The following is a 16918-nucleotide window of genomic DNA, read 5'->3' on the forward strand; positions in this document are numbered from 1 at the left end:
CAGCAACGGCGATGCGGTGCGCGTGCTCTTCGGGCCGGTGAAGCTCTGCCAGGTGGTGCTGAACCTCGTCGTCAACGCCGCGCAGGCCATGGAAGGCATTGGCCGGCCCGGGAAGATCGATGTGCGCTGGGCCACGCAGGACCACAATGTGATCCTCACCGTCTCGGACAACGGCTGCGGCATCCCCGTGGAGCTGCAGGAGAAGGTCTTCCAGCCGCTCTTCACCACCAAGCCGGTGGGCATCGGCACGGGGCTGGGGCTCTCCATCTGTCGGGAGCTGGTGACGCAGTACGGCGGCAAGCTGAAGCTGACCTCGGTCCCGGGTGAGGGGACGGACATCGAGATCACCCTCCTGAAGGCTCCGATGCCTTGAGTCCGAAGGCGTTGTGGAGCATGCGCCAGACGCGGTGGAGCGTCTCTGCCTCGCTCGGGCGGATCTGCTCCACCAACACCTGGCGCCGCGCCTCGCGTCGCTCCTTCGGGCCGGACGTGTAGGAGACGAGGATCGCATAGTGCCCGGAGGGACGCTGTACTACCTCCACCGCCGTCACGTCGTCGAAGGGGACGGTCTCCGTGCGGGTGGCCGAGGGGGCCCAGGTCAGGCGCTCCATCCTGAGCGTCTCGGTGGCGAAGTGCAGGACGAAGCGCCGGCGCCCCAGGCGGGCCTCGCGCCGGAGCGCGTACCCGATCAAGACCGCCGCCCCCACCCCTAGCGCTACCGGCGCCCCATAGTGGCTGGGGGACACCACCAGCAGGGTGAGGCTCCCGACCGCACAGGTGGCCGCGAGCAGCAGGCACAGCTCGGGCACCAGCCGCTGCCCCACGGAGGGGGGGAGGGACTCTCCGAGCATGCGCCCCTCGTCGTACCTCAGGCGCACGTCCCCAACCCGGGGGGGGATGCGGTTCTCCACCAGGGCGTCGGCGAAGCTCACACCCTACAGCATAGGTCGTCTTCTCTCGTCTCTCGAAGTTACCTTCAAGCTGTGAGAATCTCTCCCCCAATGGATCTGCCGTTCGAGACCGAGGAGGATCAGAAACCAGGTGGCGGGACGCTCGCCTCCACCATCCTGGTCGTGGACGACGAGCCCGTCGTGCTGGACGTCTGCGGTCGGCTCCTGGCGCGCGAGCCGGACCTGGTCGTCACCCAGGCCACGAGCGCCGAGGAGGCCCTGCCGCTGCTGGAGTCGCAGCGGATCGACGTCCTCATCACCGACAAGAACCTGCCGCAGATGAGCGGCATCGAGCTCATCGCCGAGGCCCGGCGTCTCCAGCCCACCCTGGAGGCGATGATGATCACCGGCTACGCCAGCTCGGAGTCCGTGATCGCCGCGTTCGCCGCCGGCGCCAGCGACTACGTCCTCAAGCCCTTCGATGATCTGCGGGTGCTGCGGGCCAAGGTTCGCGCGGCGCTCGAGCGCCGCGCCGAGCGCATCAAGGGCCGTGAGCAGGCGCGGGATGTCGCGAAGCAGGCCGCCACGCTGCTGGAGAGCGGACAGGACGCCCCGGAGCCTGCCCACCAGGCGCTGGAGGACGAGCTGCGCAGCTACGAGCAGATGGTGAAGGGCGGCGCCGAGACGGGGCGCGTGGCCGTGGTGGGCAGCCCGGAGGCCGTGCAGCTGCTGACCGCCGAGGGCTTCCAGGCGGTGGAGCTGCCGGCGACCTCCCCGGATCTGGAGCACTGCGACGTCGTCATCCTGGAGACGGGCGAGCCGCGGTGGCGGATGCTGGCGGAGATCCTCCAGTCCCGCTCGCCGGACGTGCTCCTGCTGGCCAACCCACAGGCGGACCTCTCGGATCTGCTGGAGGCCATCGGCCTGAGGCTGGATCTGGTGGGCTTCGGCTCCTCGGCGGGCACTCAAGCGCTGCCGGAGCGGGTGAGGATGCTGCTGGTGAGCCGGAGCATCCAGCGGGCACAGACGCGGCTCGCCAACGCCCTGCTCCTCTTCCACCGGAGCATCACCCGGCGCTGAGGCGGGCCGCGCCGCGCGCGGAGCCCGCAAAAGCGAAGCGCCCGCTCTCCGAAGAGAAGAGCGGGCGCCTCAGTTGACCCTGCCGGGATTCGAACCCGAGTTTGTGCCGTGAGAGGGCACCGTCCTAACCACTAGACGACAGGGCCATTCAACTGCGACTTCAACTACAGCTTCGGTCTTCTCACGTCAACCGAAGTTTTAGAGCTGGGGAACTAGGATTCGAACCTAGATAAGCAGAGTCAGAGTCTGCTGTCCTGCCGTTAGACGATTCCCCAAGAACCACCGTGCTGCGGACCGTCGGCTTCGGGACTTCTCCTACCACAACTGGTTGGGGCTCGTGAACTACCGAGTTTTCTTCCCCGACTTCGGGTCCGGCGCCTTCCTGACGGGCTGCTTCGGAGGGGGCGGCGGTACCGGGACGATGTAGATGCGAACCTCGTCGTTCGCTTCATAAATGTTCAACCCCTCGAAGTTCTTCCCCGAGGGATTGACGATGTGCACAGCGTTCACGCCCGGCTGGTTGACGATCGGCTTTCGAGGAAACGCCTGGGACGGGTACACCGTCCGGTAGTACTTCAGCGTCTCCTCGAAGCCCTGCGGCGCCCGATACCGATTCTCGCCCACCTTCTGCGCGCCGTCGGGGAGCTGCGCCCCGCTCACCGTCTCCGCCCCCGCCGCCGTCACCCACAGGACGGCCAGGGCCACCCCGAGCGGGCGCGCCTTATAGAAATGGTCTCTCAGGCTGTCAAGCGCTCGCGTCATGGGGCGACAAGATAGGGCCCACGTCCGGCCTCGTCCACCGACTTTGCGTGGGCTCCGGCAAGCCTGTCAGCCGCGCGCCAGGGCCGCATCCAAGCGGCGCAGCGCCTCGTCCTTGCCCATGAGCAGCAGCGTCTCACCAATGCCCGGGCTCACCGTGTTGCCGGTGATGGCCACGCGGATGGGCTGGGCCACCTTGCCCATGCCCACGCCCGCCCGCTCGCTCACCGTCTTGATGACCGAGTCCAGGCTCGCCACGCTCCACTCGGGCAGGGCGGCCGCCTCGTCGCGCACCTGGCGCACGAGCTTCAGGGAGTCCGCGGTGAGGTGCTTGGCGGCCGCCTTCTCGTCCAGCGTCACGCCCTGCTGCAGATAGGGCACGGCCATGGTGGCCATCTCGTCGAGCGTCTTGGCGCGCTCGCGGAGGGCCAGCACGAAGTGCTCCAGGCGCGGATCCCCGGCGGGCAGCGGGTGTCCCTTGTCCGCGAGGAAGGGCGCCAGCCGCCCGGCGATGTCCGCCGGAGGCAGCGTCTTCAAGTAGTGCTGGTTGAGCCACAGGAGCTTCTCCGGGTTCCACACCCCGGAGGTGCTGCCCACGTCCTTGAAGTCGAACCACTCGATCATCTGCTGCCGGGAGATCACCTCGTCGTTGCCGTGGCTCCAGCCCAGGCGGATGACGAAGTTGAGCAGGGCCTCCGGGAGGATCCCGTTGGCCTTGTGCAGCATGACGTCCGCCTCCTTGTGCTTGCGCTTGGAGAGCTTCTCGCGATCCGGGCCGAGGATGAGCGGCAGGTGGGCGAACTGAGGCGGTGTCCACCCGAGCGCCTGGTAGAGCATGAGCTGCGGGAAGGTGGAGTTGACGTGCTCCTGCCCGCGCGACACCAGGGTGATCTCCATCAGGTGGTCATCAATGACGCAGCCGTAGTTGTAGAGGGGGATGCCGTCGCCGCGCATCATGACCCAGTCATCCAGGTCCGAGTACTCCTTGGTGATCTTCCCCAGCACCAGATCCTCGAAGGAGACGGAGCCTTCCTGGGACGGCATCTTGAAGCGCACCACGTGCGAGCGCCCCTCGGGCGCGTCCTTGCGCTCGCGGCAGGTGCCCTCGTACTTGAAGGTGCGCCCTTCCTTCTCCGCCAGGGCCCGCCGCTCCTTGAGCTCCTCCTGGGTGCAGTAGCAGCGGTAGGCCTTGCCCGCGGCGATCAGCTGGTCGACGTGCTGGCGGTACGTGTCCAGCCGCTGTGTCTGGAAGTAGGGAGGAAAAGGGCCACCCTTCTCGGGGCCCTCGTCCCAGTCGATGTCCAGCCACTTGAGGCCGTCGAGGATGGCCTTCAGGGAGGCCTCCGTGGAGCGCTCCAGATCCGTGTCCTCGATGCGCAGGATGAAGGTGCCGCCGAAGCGCCGCGCATAGAGGTAGTTGAACAGCGCGGTCCGGGCGCCACCAATGTGGAGGTAGCCGGTAGGAGAGGGTGCGAAACGTACGCGGAGAGCGGAGGCCATATGAGCAATCGCGATTAGCAAGCAGGGGGATGGCTGGTCAACGCGCGTTCGACAGAGGTTCGAGCGTCGCTGGGGACCCTGGGCTACACTGAGGGCAACAGAGGTGACCTGATGACACTGCGCTCCGCGCTCTCCGCACTCCTGGCCGCCGCCCTGCTGCTCGGGCTCCCAGCGGCCGCCACGACGATGCTCCGAATCGATCTCCCCGAGCTGGCCCGGACGGCCGACACCGTGGTCCATGGCACTGTCCGGCGCATGGAGAGCCGGTGGAGCGGGGATCGCCGCCGCATCGTCACGGACGTGGAGATCGAGGTGACGGAGACGCTCAAGGGGCAGGCGAGCCACACCGTGCTCCTCGTCCAGCCGGGCGGACGGGTCGGGGATATCGGACAGATGGCCCATGGCCTGCCCTCCTTCGCGCCGGGCGAAGAGGTGGTGGTCTTCCTGGAGCGTCGCGGGCCGAGCGCCTTCCGCGTCACCGGCATGGCGCAGGGCAAGTACCAGGTGCGCCGCTCGGAGGATCGCTCGGTGCTCGCGGTGCCGGAGAGCACGGGGGACACGCTGCTGCTGGACCCCGCTACGCGCCAGCCCACCGCCTCTACGCAGCGGACGACCACGCTGGAGGAGCTGAGGGCGGCCATCCGGACCGCCCTCCAGCAGCCAGGACAGGAGAAGCGCCAGTGAAGGTCGCGGCGTTGATGCTGGCCCTCTCGCTGGGTCAGTCCTCGGCCCCCTACGTGCGCAGCCGTGTCGAGGCGGGCGATACGACGACCCAGTGCCTCTTCTGGACGGCGCCGAAGCTCTCCTGGTACCAGAGCACCGTGGGCAACCCGGACACGAAGCCCGCGGGCTCCGAGTTTGACGCCGTCCGCCGCTCCTTCCAGGGCTGGCAGACGATCTTCGCTGGGTGCGGCAACCTCTCCTTGGAGGAGGGGGGCAGGGTGGATGACCGCAGCGTGGGGTATGAGGTGGGCGGCCAGAACCGCAACCTGGTGCTCTTCCGCCTGCGGAGCTGCGCGGATGTGGCGCCGTCCAGTGACCCGTGCTGGGGCGACGACTCGTGCGGAAATGCCTATGACTGCTGGAGCAATGACGCGCAGACGATCGCCGTCACCCTCACCACGTACGACCAGAAGTCCGGCATCATCTATGACTCGGACATCGAGCTGAACTCGCCGAGCTTCACCTTCACCACGTCCGATGGAGCCCTCTGCCCGCCGCGGGTGAACCTCAACTGCGTGTCCACGGACGTGCAGAACACCATGACGCACGAGATCGGTCACTTCGTCGGCCTGGATCACACGAACTTCACGGGCTCGACGATGAACCCGCGAGCCCCGCCCGGGGAGACCACCAAGCGGTCCATCGACTCGGGCTCGCATGCCTTCGTGTGCGAGTCGTACCCCAAGGGACAGGCCAGCCAGAGCTGCATCCAGCCCACCGCCGACCCGAACCTCGGCCGTAAGGCCCAGGTGGCGGGCTGCGCCAGCACCGGGGCCGAGGCGTGGCTGCCCGCGCTGGCCGGGTGGGCGCTGCTGCTCGTCCGCCGCCGCAAGGGAGCGCGCGCGTGAGTCGCCGCTTGTCGCTCTTGCTGGCCGTCCTGTTCGTGGCGCCCGCCGCGGGAGCCCAGGTCTACCGACGCACCGTGGTGCCCGGCAAGCCGCTGTGCCTCAACTGGCTCAGCCGCGAGTTCAAGTTCCACGTCGACTCCGCGGGCAGCCTCCGGACGCCTCGGGACACCGAGTTCCCCGCCATCGACGCCGCTTTCGACACCTGGCGGACGCTGTCGGCCACGTGCAGCGACTTCACCTTCGTCCGCGGCCCGGACGTGAGCCGCCCCGCCGTGGGCTACGTCACCGGCCAGACCAACCAGAACATCATCACCTTCCGGGAGACGTCCTGCCTGGATGTTGTCCCCTTCGAGGATCCGTGCATCGAGGCGGAGACCTGCTCCAACGACTACTCCTGCTGGGAGCATGGAGATCTGACCATCGGGCTCACCACGACGACGTTCAGCTTCAGGGATGGCGTCATCCTGGATGCCGACATCGAGTTCAATGCCTCCCAGCCCGGCGGCAACCTGGGCTTCCTCTTCACCATCGTGAGCTCGCCCCTCTGCGAGGGCCTGCCCTCCCCGGAGTGCGTGGCCACGGACCTCCAGAACACGCTGACCCATGAGATCGGCCACGCCATGGGGCTGGATCACGTGTTCGAGCCGCTCTCCACCATGGAGGCCTCGGCGCCCCCTGGCGAGACGGACAAGCGCGTCATCGATGTGGGCACTGCCGCCGGCTTCTGCGACACGTATCCCCGGGGCCTCCCCCCCACGCAGTGCACCGAGCTCGGTGTGTCGGGCAAGAACCTCTCCGCCCAGAGCGCGGGGACAGGCTGCGCGACGGCCCCAGGGACGGTGCTGCCCGGCCTGCTCCTGAGTGCGTGGGCACTCCTGCTCCGGCGCAAGGCGTCTCGGACGCCCCAGGCGTGAGGGAGAGCTCATGAGTGTCGCGTTCTTCGATCTCGACAAGACGCTCCTCGCGGTGAACTCCGGGACACTGTGGGTCCGCCGCGAGCTGGCACTGGGACACATCACCCGGATGCAGGCGCTCCGCGCCAGCCTCTGGATCGCCCGCTATCACCTGGGCTTCGTCTCCATGCAGGACGCGCTGCTCGCGGCCATCGCCCACCTGGCGGGCACGTCCTCCCTGGCGATCCAGGAGCGCACCACCACCTTCTACGAGGCGCATGTCCGCCCGCTCTACCGCCCCGGCGCCCTGCGTGCGCTCGAGGAGCACCGCGGCGCGGGAGACAGGCTGGTGCTCCTCACCTCCTCCTCGGGCTACCTCTCGGAGCTCGTCTCGCGCGATCTGCGCCTGGATGCGATCCTCTGCAACCGCTTCGAGGTGGATGCGCAGGGGCTGCACACCGGCCGCCCCCTGGGCGATGTGTGCTTCGGGGAGGGCAAGCGCACCCACGCGGAGCGCTACGCTCGGGAGGCAGGTGTCCCCCTGGCCGCGTGCGCCTTCTACACGGACTCCTACTCGGATCTTCCGGTGATGGAGGTGGTGGGCCGCCCCGTGGCCGTCCACCCGGACTACCGGCTGCGGCGGGAGGCGGTGCGCCGCGGCTGGCCGGTGGTGGACTGGGGCGTGCCCACGGCGGGGGCCCCGGTCGCCGGTTCGCCCGCGTCTCCGCAGGCAGGCCCCGGCGCCGGGTGAGCGACGCTCAGCGCCGCGGCAGCTGCAGCTTGATGTTGAACACGTAGTCCACCGAGACAGCCTGGCCCTTATAGAGGATGGGCTTGTAGATGCGCGACTGCAGCGCCTCGAGCACGGCCTGCTCCATGTGCGGCACCGGCTTGAGCACGCGGCAGTTCTCCACGCGGCCCACCCGGGTGATGGTGCACTTCACCAGCATGTTGCCCTGGATTCTCGCCGCGAGCGCCTCCCGGGTATAGGCGATCTCCTTACCCTCGAGTTGCACCGGCCGGCTCATGCCCTCTCCGTAGGGGAGAGGGCTGTTTCCCGCCCCGGCGAGGACGTTGGCCGGGAGCACCGTGACGGCTCCGCTCCCTGCCGTCTCCCCGGGACCGGTGTCCGCCTCGGCTGCCGCAGGCTTCGCCGCGGGCTTCGCCGCAGGCGCGGGGGTCGAGGGCACCAGGGACTCCGCCGGATCGAGCGACGTGGCCATCGAGGTGGCGGGCTCCAGGCTGGCGCTTCGCGCGCTGGCGAACTCCACCTTGCTCGAGCCCGGCGAGCCGCCCCGGCGCTTCTGAAGCTTCTGCGAGAGCACCACGTCCCCCGAGCCGCCCGTGATCACCGCCTCGGTCTGGTAGCCCTCGAGCGCGAAGGTGAGCTCGGCCGTCACCGTGCCGTCCCCACCCGCAGGGACCTCCAGCACGAACGGCGTCGTCCCACGCTCCTTGCCTCTGTAATAGACGCGCGCGCCAGTCGGCTCGCTCATGAGCCGGAAGCGGACCTGCTGGGGCTCCGCCTGCGCTGGATCGGCAGCGGGCGCCGGAGGTGTGACGGGAGCCACCGCCGCCGTCTGCGCAGGAGCCGCGGCAGGGGGGGCGTCCTGGGGGCGCATCAAGAGGACCGTGGCCACCAGTCCCACGAGGACTGCCCCGCCCACCAGCCCCAGGGCCAGCAGCTTGCGCCGGCGCGCCTTGGCCACCGACTCGGGCACCTCCACGCTGATGTCCAGCGCCAGCGTGGAGGAGCTGGTGTCCGTGCCGCTCGCGGCCGCGAAGAGGGGAGAAGCGTGGGGGCCCGTGGTCGTCCCGCCCCCCGGACGCTTGAAGATGCCGCTGTGGCCGCCCGCCGCCATGTTGGCGGACCGCAGCGCCTCCAGCAGCTCGTCCATGGACTGGTAGCGGCGCGCCGGATCCTTCTCCAGGCAGCGCATCGTCACCGCCTCGATGTCCGCGGGCACGGGGATGTGCGGCCGCAGCGAGTTGAAGGGCGGAGGTGGCTCCTTGCAGTGGGAGAAGATCAGCTCCAGGTGATCCCGCGCGATGAACGGCGGGCGCCCCTGCAGCATCTGGTACATCACCACGCCCAGCGAATAGATGTCGCTGCGCGCGTCCGCCACGTTGCGCGCCTGCTCCGGCGCCATGTACTGCGGCGAGCCCAGGAACGTGCCGCTCTGGGTGATCTCCGGGCTGACCGTCTCGGCCTCGCCCTCGCCAATGGACTTCACGAGGCCGAAGTCCAGGACCTTCACCAGATCCTGGTCCGCCTCGTTCAGGAGCATGATGTTGGCCGGCTTCAGGTCCCGGTGGACGATCCCGATGCTGTGCGCCTCGCGCAGCGAGCGACAGACCTGTTGGACGATGGCGATCACCCGGCTCCAGGACAAGGGGCCGGTCTGGGCCAGCACCTGCTGCAGCGTCCTACCCTCCAGGTACTCCATGGCGATGTAGTAGATGCCATCTTCCGTCTGCCCGTAGTCGATCACCGTCACCGTGTTGGGGTGGCGGAGCTTGGACGTGAGGGAGGCCTCTCGCAGGAAGCGCTGCTGGAAGCCGGGATCCTTGGTGCTCGGGAAGCTGGGGTTGAGGACCTTGAGCGCGACGACCCGATCCAGCGGGGCCTGCATGGCGCGGTACACCTTCCCCATGCCGCCGATGCCAATGGCCTCGGTGATGCTGAATCGATTGTTGAGTGTCCGGCCAATGAGGGGATCCCCACCTGGATTCACAGGAACCTCAGCGCTCGGAGAGTCACTCTTGATCATTCACCACCCCTGAAAGCAGACGACATCCGTACCTCCAACCCGCGTCCCAGTGGCCATCAAACCACAACCGCAGGTGCTCCGCGATCACCGCCGAGGACCCACCGTATCAGGTCGGACAGGCCTGTTTGGAGCAGCCGAGGGAGCAACCTGGCCCATTCGCCCGCATTGACGGTCCTCCGTCGGGCAGATTACGTTTCGAGTCAACCCGAGCATGTGCGTCGGGTGGGTCTCCCCGATGGCTGAAACTCCCACAACTCCGGCGGAAGCCCAGGCGCAGCGTGCGTCGGTCCAGCGACGACTCCTCTCGCTGGAGAACGAGCTCACGCGGCTGCGGCGGGAGCTCTTCGTCCTCGGTGGCGAGCACCGGCTGCCGGGGCTCTTCCTCACGGTCGAGGTCGCCGGCACCCAGGTGCTGCTGCCCTCTGACGCGGTGCAGGAAGTGGTCCGGCTGGTGGAGCTCCAGCACCTGCCGGGGGCTCCGGTCCATGTGCTGGGGGCCTTCGTCTACCGAGGCGTCTCCGCCATCGCCGTGGATCTGGCCCGGATGATGGGGGTGGAGCGGGAGCCCTCGCTGGACGCACACCTGGTGGTGTGCTCGGGCATCCGCACGGTGGCGCTGCTGGTGGATCACGTCCAGGACATCGTCGAGTCGCCGCTGCTGGTGGACCGTGTGGAAGAGAATGAAGAGCGGTCTCCGTGGGACAAGACGGGCCTGATGGCGGGCCTGTGCCGCACGGCGGACGGGGGGCTGCGCCCACTGCTGCGCACCACGGTGATCCTGGCGGCCCCGGAGGAGACGTGAGCGAGGCAGCGCGAGTGGACTCGCTCGACGAAGCCACGCTGAGCCGGGTCGAGGAGGTGCTGCGAGAGGCCAGTGGGATGACGCTGGCCTCCAGCGTGCGGCGCTCCCTGAGCACGGCCATGACCCGGGCGGCCGAGGCGCGGGGGATGGACATCCCCACGTTCCTCCAGAAGCTGCTGGCGCGCGACGCGACGGTGGTGGAGCAGTTCATCGAGTACGCCGTCATCGGCGAGACGTACTTCTTCCGCCACCCCGAGCACCTGCGCGAGCTGGGCCGTGTGGCCACCCTGAAGGAGGACGGCCTGCTGCGCGTGTGGAGCGCGGGCTGCGCCACCGGCGAGGAGGCCTACAGCATCGCCATGACGCTGCTGGCCTCCGGGCTCCCGGTGGAGCGCATCCGGGTGACGGCCAGCGACATCTCCGCCCGCTCGCTGCAGCGGGCCCGGGCCGCCACATATGGCCCCTGGTCGGTGCGGCGCATCGAGCCCTCCATGGAGCGGCGCTTCCTGACGCCTCAGGGAGATCTGGTGATGGTCAGCTCCCAGGCGCGGCGGCCCGTGGAGTTCGTCCGCCACAACCTGGTGCTCGACGCGGCGCCCGTGTCCGAACAGGACGCCGTGTTCTGCCGCAACGTCCTCATCTACTTCCCTCACGAGCTGGTGCGGCAGGTGCTCGCCAAGCTCATCAGCGCGCTCGCGCCGGGCGGGATGCTGTTCCTGGCTCCAGCGGAGATCCCCCTCACCAACGGCATGGGGCTGGAGCAGATCGACGTGCAGGGCTCCCCAGTCCTCCGGCTGCCCCGGCCGCGGTCGGCCGCCGAGATCGCCCCCGCCCCTCCACCCACGCCGGATCCGAAGCTGGAGCTGATGCGCAAGCTGAAGTCGGCGGCTTCCAGCCAGGTCTCCCAGGCTCGACCCACGCAGCCCGCGGCACCCGCGGCCTCCTCCGCCCCGGCCACTCCGTCCTCTTCGGCTGGGACGGGGAGTGATGACGCTATGCGTCAGGCCTTGAGGGCAGCCCAGGAGGGCAAGTTCGACCAGGCGGAAGAGCTGGCACGGGAGGCTGCCCGCAAGCTCGTCCCCGAGGCGTACCTGCTGCTGGCCATGGTGGCCGAGACCCGGGGCAACGTGAACGGGGCGGTGGATTTGGTCCGCAAGGCGCTATATCTGGACCCGACGATGGCGCTCGGCCACGCTACGCTGGTGACGCTCTACACGCGGTTGAATCGGCGGGAAGAGGCGGAGCGGGCCCGGCAGAATGCCTTGCGCGCATTGGATGGGCTGGACGACGAGCATCAGCTCCGGGGAGTGGAATCGATGACGGCGGGGGGCCTGCGACAGGCACTGGCCGCCAGGAATCGGACAGGATGGCAGGGGGCGCGGTGAGGTGCGGGCGCTCGTGATAGCTGGGAGGTAACGTGGAAGTCCAAGGCACCAAGCTGTCCATGCCGGGGCGTCGGTCGGTGGGACGGCTCAGCCTGCGTACCAAGATCCTGTTGATCACGGGCCTGACGGGTGCCCTGGTGGCCACCCTCTTGAGCGTCGTGTTCACGGTGCAGATGCGCGCCGCGCTGCGCAACGAGCTGGCCTCGCGAGCGCGCGTGGTGAGCATCCAGCTGGCCAGCAACCTGTCGGCGGCGACGTCGGCCCGCTCGCAGGTCACCCTGCAGCAGGCGGCGGACTCCACCCTGCGCGACGTGTCCGAGGTCGCCTACGTGGTGGTGCGCGACACCCAGGGCGAGGTGCTGGCGATCTCCTCCGAGAAGGCCTACGCGGGAGCCGACAAGGTGGCGCCCTCCCTGGAGGCGCTGGCCGTGGAGCGCGAGGTGACCGTGGGCAACAAGCGGGTGCTGGAGACCTCCGCGCCTATCGTCTACGGCCGCGCGGAGGATCCCCGGCAGCCCTCATCGGGCGATACGCGGATCCGGGTGGGCACGGTGCAGGTGGGAATCCAGCTCGACGCGCTCACGGCCTCGGTGAGTGCGGGCGTGATGTCGGCCGCGGGCATCGGCCTGGCCACCCTGCTCGTGTGCATGATCGCCGCGGCCATGCTGTCCCGGCTGGTGACGGTGCCGCTGGAGCGGCTGACGGGAGTCGCCGCGGGGATCGCCGCGGGGAACCTGCGCCAGCAGATCGACATCCGCTCCACGGACGAGATCGGCGAGCTGGCACAGAGCTTCGGGAAGATGGCGCAGACGGTGACGCACCTGGTGGCGGACCTGCGCAGCGCGGCGGCGGACATCGAGCGCGAGGCCAACAGCGCGCTCACCACCTCCTCGCAGCAGTCCGCCATGGCGCACGAGCAGGCCTCCGCCATCAGCGAGACGAGCACCACGGTGGCGGAGATCGCCCAGACGGCCAAGCAGGCCACCAGCTACGCGGACTCGGTGATCAGCGGCACGCAGCGCTCCGAGGCCCTGTCCACGGAAGGCCAGAAAGTCGTGGCCGAGAGCGTGGCCGGCATGGAAAAGCTGGGGGATCAGGTGCGCGCCATTGCCGTCGCCATCACCGAGCTCAACGAGCGCACCCTGCAGATCGGCGACATCATCACCACGGTGAGGGACGTGGCCGAGCAGTCCAACCTGCTGGCGCTCAATGCCTCCATCGAGGCCGCCAAGGCTGGCGATCACGGCCGCGGCTTCGCGGTGGTGGCCATGGAGATGCGGGCCCTGGCCGAGCAGTCCAAGGTGGCGGCCAACCAGGTGCGCGCCCTGCTGGGCGAGGTTCAGAAGGGCACCAAGGCGGCGGTGGCGGCCACGGACGAGGGCAGCCGCAGAGCCCAGGCGGCCATGGCCTTGGCGCAGAGCGCGGGCTCGGCGATCCTCGGGCTGGCCGAGGTCATCAAGGAGTCCTCGGGTGCCGCCCGGCAGATCGCCGGCAACACGCGGCAGCAGACGATTGGTGTGGAGCAGATCGCCACGGCGATGAGTGAGCTGTCCGTGGCCATGGCTGACAGCGTCAGTGGGACGCGTCAGATTGAACAGGTAGCGGGAAACCTCTCGAACCTCTCCAAGAAGTTCTCGGAGCTCGTAGGTAGATATCAGCTATGACAACGGCCGCGACACGTGGCGCACCGCTGAAGGTCCTGATCGTCGAGGACACCAAGACGATCACGAACCTGCTGCAGGTATACCTGATGGGGTGGGGGCTCCAGTTCTTCGACGCCGGCAACGGCGTCCAGGGGCTGGCCAAGGCGCGTGAGATCAAGCCGGATCTGATCATCTCCGACGTGCAGATGCCGGAGATGGACGGCTTCGCGCTCTGCGCTGCGGTGCGTGCGGACTCTTCGCTGCACGCCACGCCCTTCTTGCTGCTCACCTCGCTCAAGGACGAGGCCAGCCGGCAGCGCGGCCGGCTGGTGGGGGCGAGCGCCTTCCTCAACAAGCCTGTCTCGGTGGACGAGCTGCGCGAGCGGGTGCGGGAGCTGCTGAAGCTCCCCGTGAAGGGCCCGACGGGACGCTGAGCCAGGATGTCCACGGAAGACGCCAAGGTCGAGATCGACTACTCCACCCTCATCCAGCGACTGGATGAGGCGCGGGCGGTGATCGAGAACGCGCAGGTGAGCCCGGAGAAGCGCCGCGAGGTGCTGTCCATCCGGGCCCGCGCGCTGGCCGGCTCTCGTGAAGAGGTCCGCCCCGCGGTGCTCACCGTGCTGGTCTTCCAGGTGGGCGGCGAGCGCTACGCGGTCCCCATCGAGCAGGTGGACCACGTGCTGGAGTCTCGTGGACTGTGTGGCCTGCCGGGCGCGCCGAGATACGTGATGGGGGCGCTGGTGTCGCGCTCGCGCGTGGTGCCGGTGCTGGACCTGCGCCAGCTGCTGGGGCTGGAGGGTGGCGGCATGTCCGACCTGGCCAAGGTGGTGGTGATGGACCTGGCGGGGGATGCCTTCGGGATCGCGGCCGAGGTGGTGGACGGGCGGGCGGAGCTGCTGCGCTCCACGCTGTCCCAGCCGCCGCCCGGGCCCTTCCTGTTCCTGACGCCGGATCGGATGACCGTGCTGGATGTGGTGCAGCTCAGCGATCCGGCTGTCGAGAGGCGGGGGTAGGCGGGGCGCATGGATCCGCAGGTGCTCCGCAGCATCTGGCCCATCTTCTCCGCGGAGACGCGCGAGCAGATTCAGGCCATTGGCACGAAGATCATGGGGCTCGAGGAGGAGCCTGCGGGGCGGGATCCCGATCTGCTCCCGTCCCTGAAGCGGCTGGTGCACAGCCTGAAGGGCTCCGCCGCGAGCCTCGGGCTGTCGGAGATCGAGCAGGTCGTCCACGCCATCGAGGATGGGCTGGCGCGCTTCCGTGGCGACGAGCAGCTGCCACGCGAGGTGGTGGAGGTCACCCTGAGCGGGCTGGCCTCCATCGAGGTGGCGCTGGGGCGCGGGGACGAGGGGGAGGAGCCATCCATCGACGGGCTGGCGGGACTGCTGGCCTCGCTCGGGAAGGGCGGGGAGGTCAGGACCTCGAGCAAGGAGAAGGACCGGGAGAAGCAGCACGCCCTCGAGCGGTTCCGCAAGGACGCCCTGCAGGTGCTGGAGAAGCTCGAGGAGGCGCTGGCCACGCTGTGCTCGCCCAACGTGCCGGACCGGCCCAGCACCGTGCGCTCCGCGGTGGCGCTGGCCCGCTCGATCAAGAGCGCGGCCGAGGCCGCTCAGGAGGCCCGGGTCGCCCCGCTCGCCGAGCAGACGGCGTCGGGCTTCTCGAAGATGGAGCAGGCCGGTGACACCGCGAGCATCGCCGCGTCGGATCTCGCGGGGATCCTCGTGGAGCTCCGGAGCGCGCTCTCTCCCTCGGAGCCGGTACCTGCTGCTCCTGCCCCCGCTCCAGCGCCCGAGCTGGTTCCCGAGGCGACGAAGCAGGCCGCTCAGGCCCTGCGCGCGGCCAGCGAGGCGTCCACGGCGCCCGCCCCCACCATGGGTGAGGCCGCGGGTGGGGCCAAGGGGGGCGTGGATCAGGCGGTGCGCGTCTCGGTGAAGACGCTGGAGTCGCTGGGGCTCCAGGTCGAGCAGCTGATCGCGGGCCGGGCCCAGCAGGTGCGCCGGACGGATGTCCTCCGGGATCTGCTCGACAACACGCACGACACGATCGTGCACCTGGAGCGCTCGGCGTCGCACCTGTCGCTGACGGGCGGAGGGGAGTCGCTGGAGTCGCTGAGGACCGCGGTGCTCAGCCTGCGCAGCGTCCAGAAGCGCCTGGTGGAGCTGCTGAAGGAGGGCACCCGCGAGGGCGAACAGATGAACCTCGTGGCCCAGGTGGTGCGCGACGATCTGCGCGACATGCGCATGGTGCCCGCCGTGCAGGTGCTGGAGCCGCTGCGGCGCACGGTGCGCGAGGTGAGCTCGCGGCTGAGCAAGCAGGTGGAGCTGTTCATCTCGGGCGGGGACGTACGGCTGGACCGGCGCATCCTGGACGCCTTGAAGGATCCGCTGCTCCACCTGGTGCGCAACGCCATCGATCACGGGATCGAGATGCCGGACACCCGGCTCGCGGCCGGCAAGAACGAGAAGGGCAAGCTCTGGGTGCGCGTGGAGCCGCGTGGCACGCGCATCGCCGTCGTCGTGGAGGACGATGGTGGAGGCTTGTCTCCTACCAGGGTGCGGGCCACGGCCGTCAAGCGCGGGCTGCTGAGCACGGAGGCCGCGGCCAAGCTCTCGGACCCCCAGGCAGCACGGCTCATCTTCCAGCCCGGCTTCTCCACCCGGGATCAGGTGACGGAGACCTCTGGACGCGGCGTGGGCCTGGATGTGGTGCTGGCCACGGCCCAGCGGCTCCAGGGCGCCGTGGACGTGTCGTACACGGACGGGCAGGGGACTCGCTTCACCATTGATCTGCCGCTGACGCTGGCCTCCGCGCTGGGGCTGCTGATCCGCGTGGGCACCTCGATCGTCGCTGTCCCCTCGGACATGGTGGAGCGAGTGTTCCGGCTGGCCCCGAACGATGTGGGCACGGTGGCCGGACGCGTGGTGGCACGCGTGGAGTCAGAGCAGCTCACGTTCCTCTCGTTGTCCGAGGCGATCGGGCTGCCCCGGCTGCCGCTGGCCCTTGAGAGCGGGAAGATGCAGACGGTGATGCTGCTCACGCTCGGCAAGGAGCGGGTGCTGTACGCCATCGACGAGGTGGTGGGCCAGCAGGACATCGTCGTCCGCACGCTGGGTCCGCACCTGAAGGGTGTGGTGCACCTGGCCGGGGCTGCCGTGCTGGATGACGGCCGCCTGGTGCCGGTGCTCAACGCGCCCGAGCTGCTGCGCGCCGCGGCTCCGAGCACGCGCGGCATCAGCATGGGCGAGATCCGCCGGCCTCGCATCCTGGTGACGGACGACTCGCTGACCACCCGCTTCGCGATGAAGTCGCTGCTGGAGATCGCCGGCTACCCAGTGGTCACCGCCTCGGACGGCGAGGAGGCGTGGGAGGTGCTGGAGCGCACGCCCTGCCAGCTCGTGGTCAGCGACTGGCAGATGCCGCGGCTGGACGGTGTGGGGCTCACGCGGCGCATCCGCTCCCACCCGACACTCAACCGGATCCCTGTCATCCTCGTCACCTCGCTCGACAGCCCCGAGGAGCGCGCCGCGGGCCTCGAGGCGGGTGCGGATGGCTACCTCGTCAAGCGCGAGGTGGAGCGCGGCAGGCTGCTGGATCTCGTCCGGCAGCTGGTTCCGGGGTGAG

Annotated in this window: 16 protein-coding genes and 2 tRNA genes; 12 read left to right on the forward strand and 6 right to left on the reverse strand. The window is 69.2% G+C overall.

Features of this window, described 5'->3' with window-relative positions; all coding sequences use genetic code 11:
- Positions 1–373 (forward strand): sensor histidine kinase (locus VD972_RS10050; RefSeq protein ID WP_324984498.1); only part of this gene is annotated, 373 nt, incomplete at its 5' end.
- Here VD972_RS10050 and VD972_RS10055 read toward each other — a convergent pair.
- On the reverse strand, positions 345–932 hold the full coding sequence (locus VD972_RS10055; protein WP_324984502.1) for a hypothetical protein: 588 nt from the start codon (positions 930–932) through the stop codon (positions 345–347). The two genes, VD972_RS10050 and VD972_RS10055, sit on opposite strands and share 29 nt — an antisense overlap.
- 69 nt (positions 933–1001) lie before the next feature.
- Between VD972_RS10055 and VD972_RS10060 the strand changes: the two genes are divergently transcribed.
- Positions 1002–1970: a response regulator gene (locus VD972_RS10060; protein ID WP_324984505.1), complete on the forward strand. Its 969-nt coding sequence runs from the start codon at positions 1002–1004 to the stop codon at positions 1968–1970.
- A 74-nt stretch (positions 1971–2044) separates the two neighbouring features.
- Here the strand turns inward: VD972_RS10060 and VD972_RS10065 are convergent.
- The 4 genes from VD972_RS10065 to gltX form a co-directional block, all read right to left on the reverse strand.
- Positions 2045–2116 (reverse strand) — tRNA-Glu (locus VD972_RS10065).
- Between the two features lie 58 nt (positions 2117–2174).
- Positions 2175–2245: transfer RNA gene (locus VD972_RS10070), tRNA-Gln, on the reverse strand.
- Positions 2246–2312: 67 nt separating this feature from the next.
- Positions 2313–2732, reverse strand: a complete 420-nt coding sequence (locus VD972_RS10075) for a hypothetical protein (RefSeq protein WP_324984508.1) — start codon at positions 2730–2732, stop codon at positions 2313–2315.
- Between the two features lie 66 nt (positions 2733–2798).
- The gene (gene gltX / locus VD972_RS10080; RefSeq protein ID WP_324984511.1) at positions 2799–4229 is read right to left on the reverse strand and encodes a glutamate--tRNA ligase; all 1431 of its coding nucleotides are present in this window, start codon (positions 4227–4229) and stop codon (positions 2799–2801) included.
- A 111-nt stretch (positions 4230–4340) separates the two neighbouring features.
- Between gltX and VD972_RS10085 the strand changes: the two genes are divergently transcribed.
- The 4 genes from VD972_RS10085 to VD972_RS10100 are packed head-to-tail and all read left to right on the forward strand — an operon-like array spanning position 4341 to position 7444.
- The gene (locus tag VD972_RS10085) at positions 4341–4913 is read left to right on the forward strand and encodes a hypothetical protein (protein ID WP_324984514.1); all 573 of its coding nucleotides are present in this window, start codon (positions 4341–4343) and stop codon (positions 4911–4913) included.
- Positions 4914–4927: 14 nt separating this feature from the next.
- Positions 4928–5800 (forward strand): myxosortase-dependent metalloprotease, MXAN_2677/MXAN_2678 family, encoded by an 873-nt coding sequence (locus tag VD972_RS10090; protein WP_324984582.1) that lies wholly within the window; start codon positions 4928–4930, stop codon positions 5798–5800.
- Entirely contained in the window at positions 5797–6714 is a 918-nt protein-coding gene (locus tag VD972_RS10095) for a myxosortase-dependent metalloprotease, MXAN_2677/MXAN_2678 family (RefSeq protein WP_324984517.1), read from the forward strand. The genes VD972_RS10090 and VD972_RS10095 overlap by 4 nt, the downstream gene beginning before the upstream one ends.
- 10 nt (positions 6715–6724) lie before the next feature.
- Positions 6725–7444 (forward strand): HAD family hydrolase, encoded by a 720-nt coding sequence (locus tag VD972_RS10100; protein ID WP_324984520.1) that lies wholly within the window; start codon positions 6725–6727, stop codon positions 7442–7444.
- Between the two features lie 7 nt (positions 7445–7451).
- On the opposite strand, the gene VD972_RS10105 is transcribed toward VD972_RS10100, so the two are convergent.
- Positions 7452–9464: a TonB family protein gene (locus tag VD972_RS10105; RefSeq protein ID WP_324984524.1), complete on the reverse strand. Its 2013-nt coding sequence runs from the start codon at positions 9462–9464 to the stop codon at positions 7452–7454.
- Between the two features lie 235 nt (positions 9465–9699).
- Between VD972_RS10105 and VD972_RS10110 the strand changes: the two genes are divergently transcribed.
- The 6 genes from VD972_RS10110 to VD972_RS10135 are packed head-to-tail and all read left to right on the forward strand — an operon-like array spanning position 9700 to position 16917.
- Complete coding sequence (locus tag VD972_RS10110) at positions 9700–10266, forward strand: chemotaxis protein CheW (protein WP_324984527.1); 567 nt, start codon at positions 9700–9702, stop codon at positions 10264–10266.
- Positions 10263–11651 carry a CheR family methyltransferase gene (locus VD972_RS10115; RefSeq protein WP_324984531.1) on the forward strand — a complete coding sequence of 463 codons (1389 nt, stop codon included), beginning with the start codon at positions 10263–10265 and terminating at the stop codon, positions 11649–11651. Before VD972_RS10110 ends, VD972_RS10115 begins: the two co-directional genes overlap by 4 nt.
- A 32-nt stretch (positions 11652–11683) precedes the next feature.
- A complete protein-coding gene (locus tag VD972_RS10120) occupies positions 11684–13315 on the forward strand; it encodes a methyl-accepting chemotaxis protein (protein ID WP_324984535.1) in 1632 nt (543 codons plus the stop codon).
- On the forward strand, positions 13312–13728 hold the full coding sequence (locus tag VD972_RS10125; protein ID WP_324984537.1) for a response regulator: 417 nt from the start codon (positions 13312–13314) through the stop codon (positions 13726–13728). Before VD972_RS10120 ends, VD972_RS10125 begins: the two co-directional genes overlap by 4 nt.
- A gap of 6 nt (positions 13729–13734) precedes the next feature.
- On the forward strand, positions 13735–14310 hold the full coding sequence (locus tag VD972_RS10130) for a chemotaxis protein CheW (RefSeq protein WP_324984540.1): 576 nt from the start codon (positions 13735–13737) through the stop codon (positions 14308–14310).
- 9 nt (positions 14311–14319) lie between these two features.
- A complete protein-coding gene (locus tag VD972_RS10135) occupies positions 14320–16917 on the forward strand; it encodes a hybrid sensor histidine kinase/response regulator (protein WP_324984543.1) in 2598 nt (865 codons plus the stop codon).
- The last annotated feature ends 1 nt before the right edge of the window (position 16918 follow it).

The organism is Hyalangium sp., from assembly GCF_035629615.1.
In the GTDB taxonomy this organism is placed as follows: Bacteria; Myxococcota; Myxococcia; order Myxococcales; family Myxococcaceae; genus Hyalangium.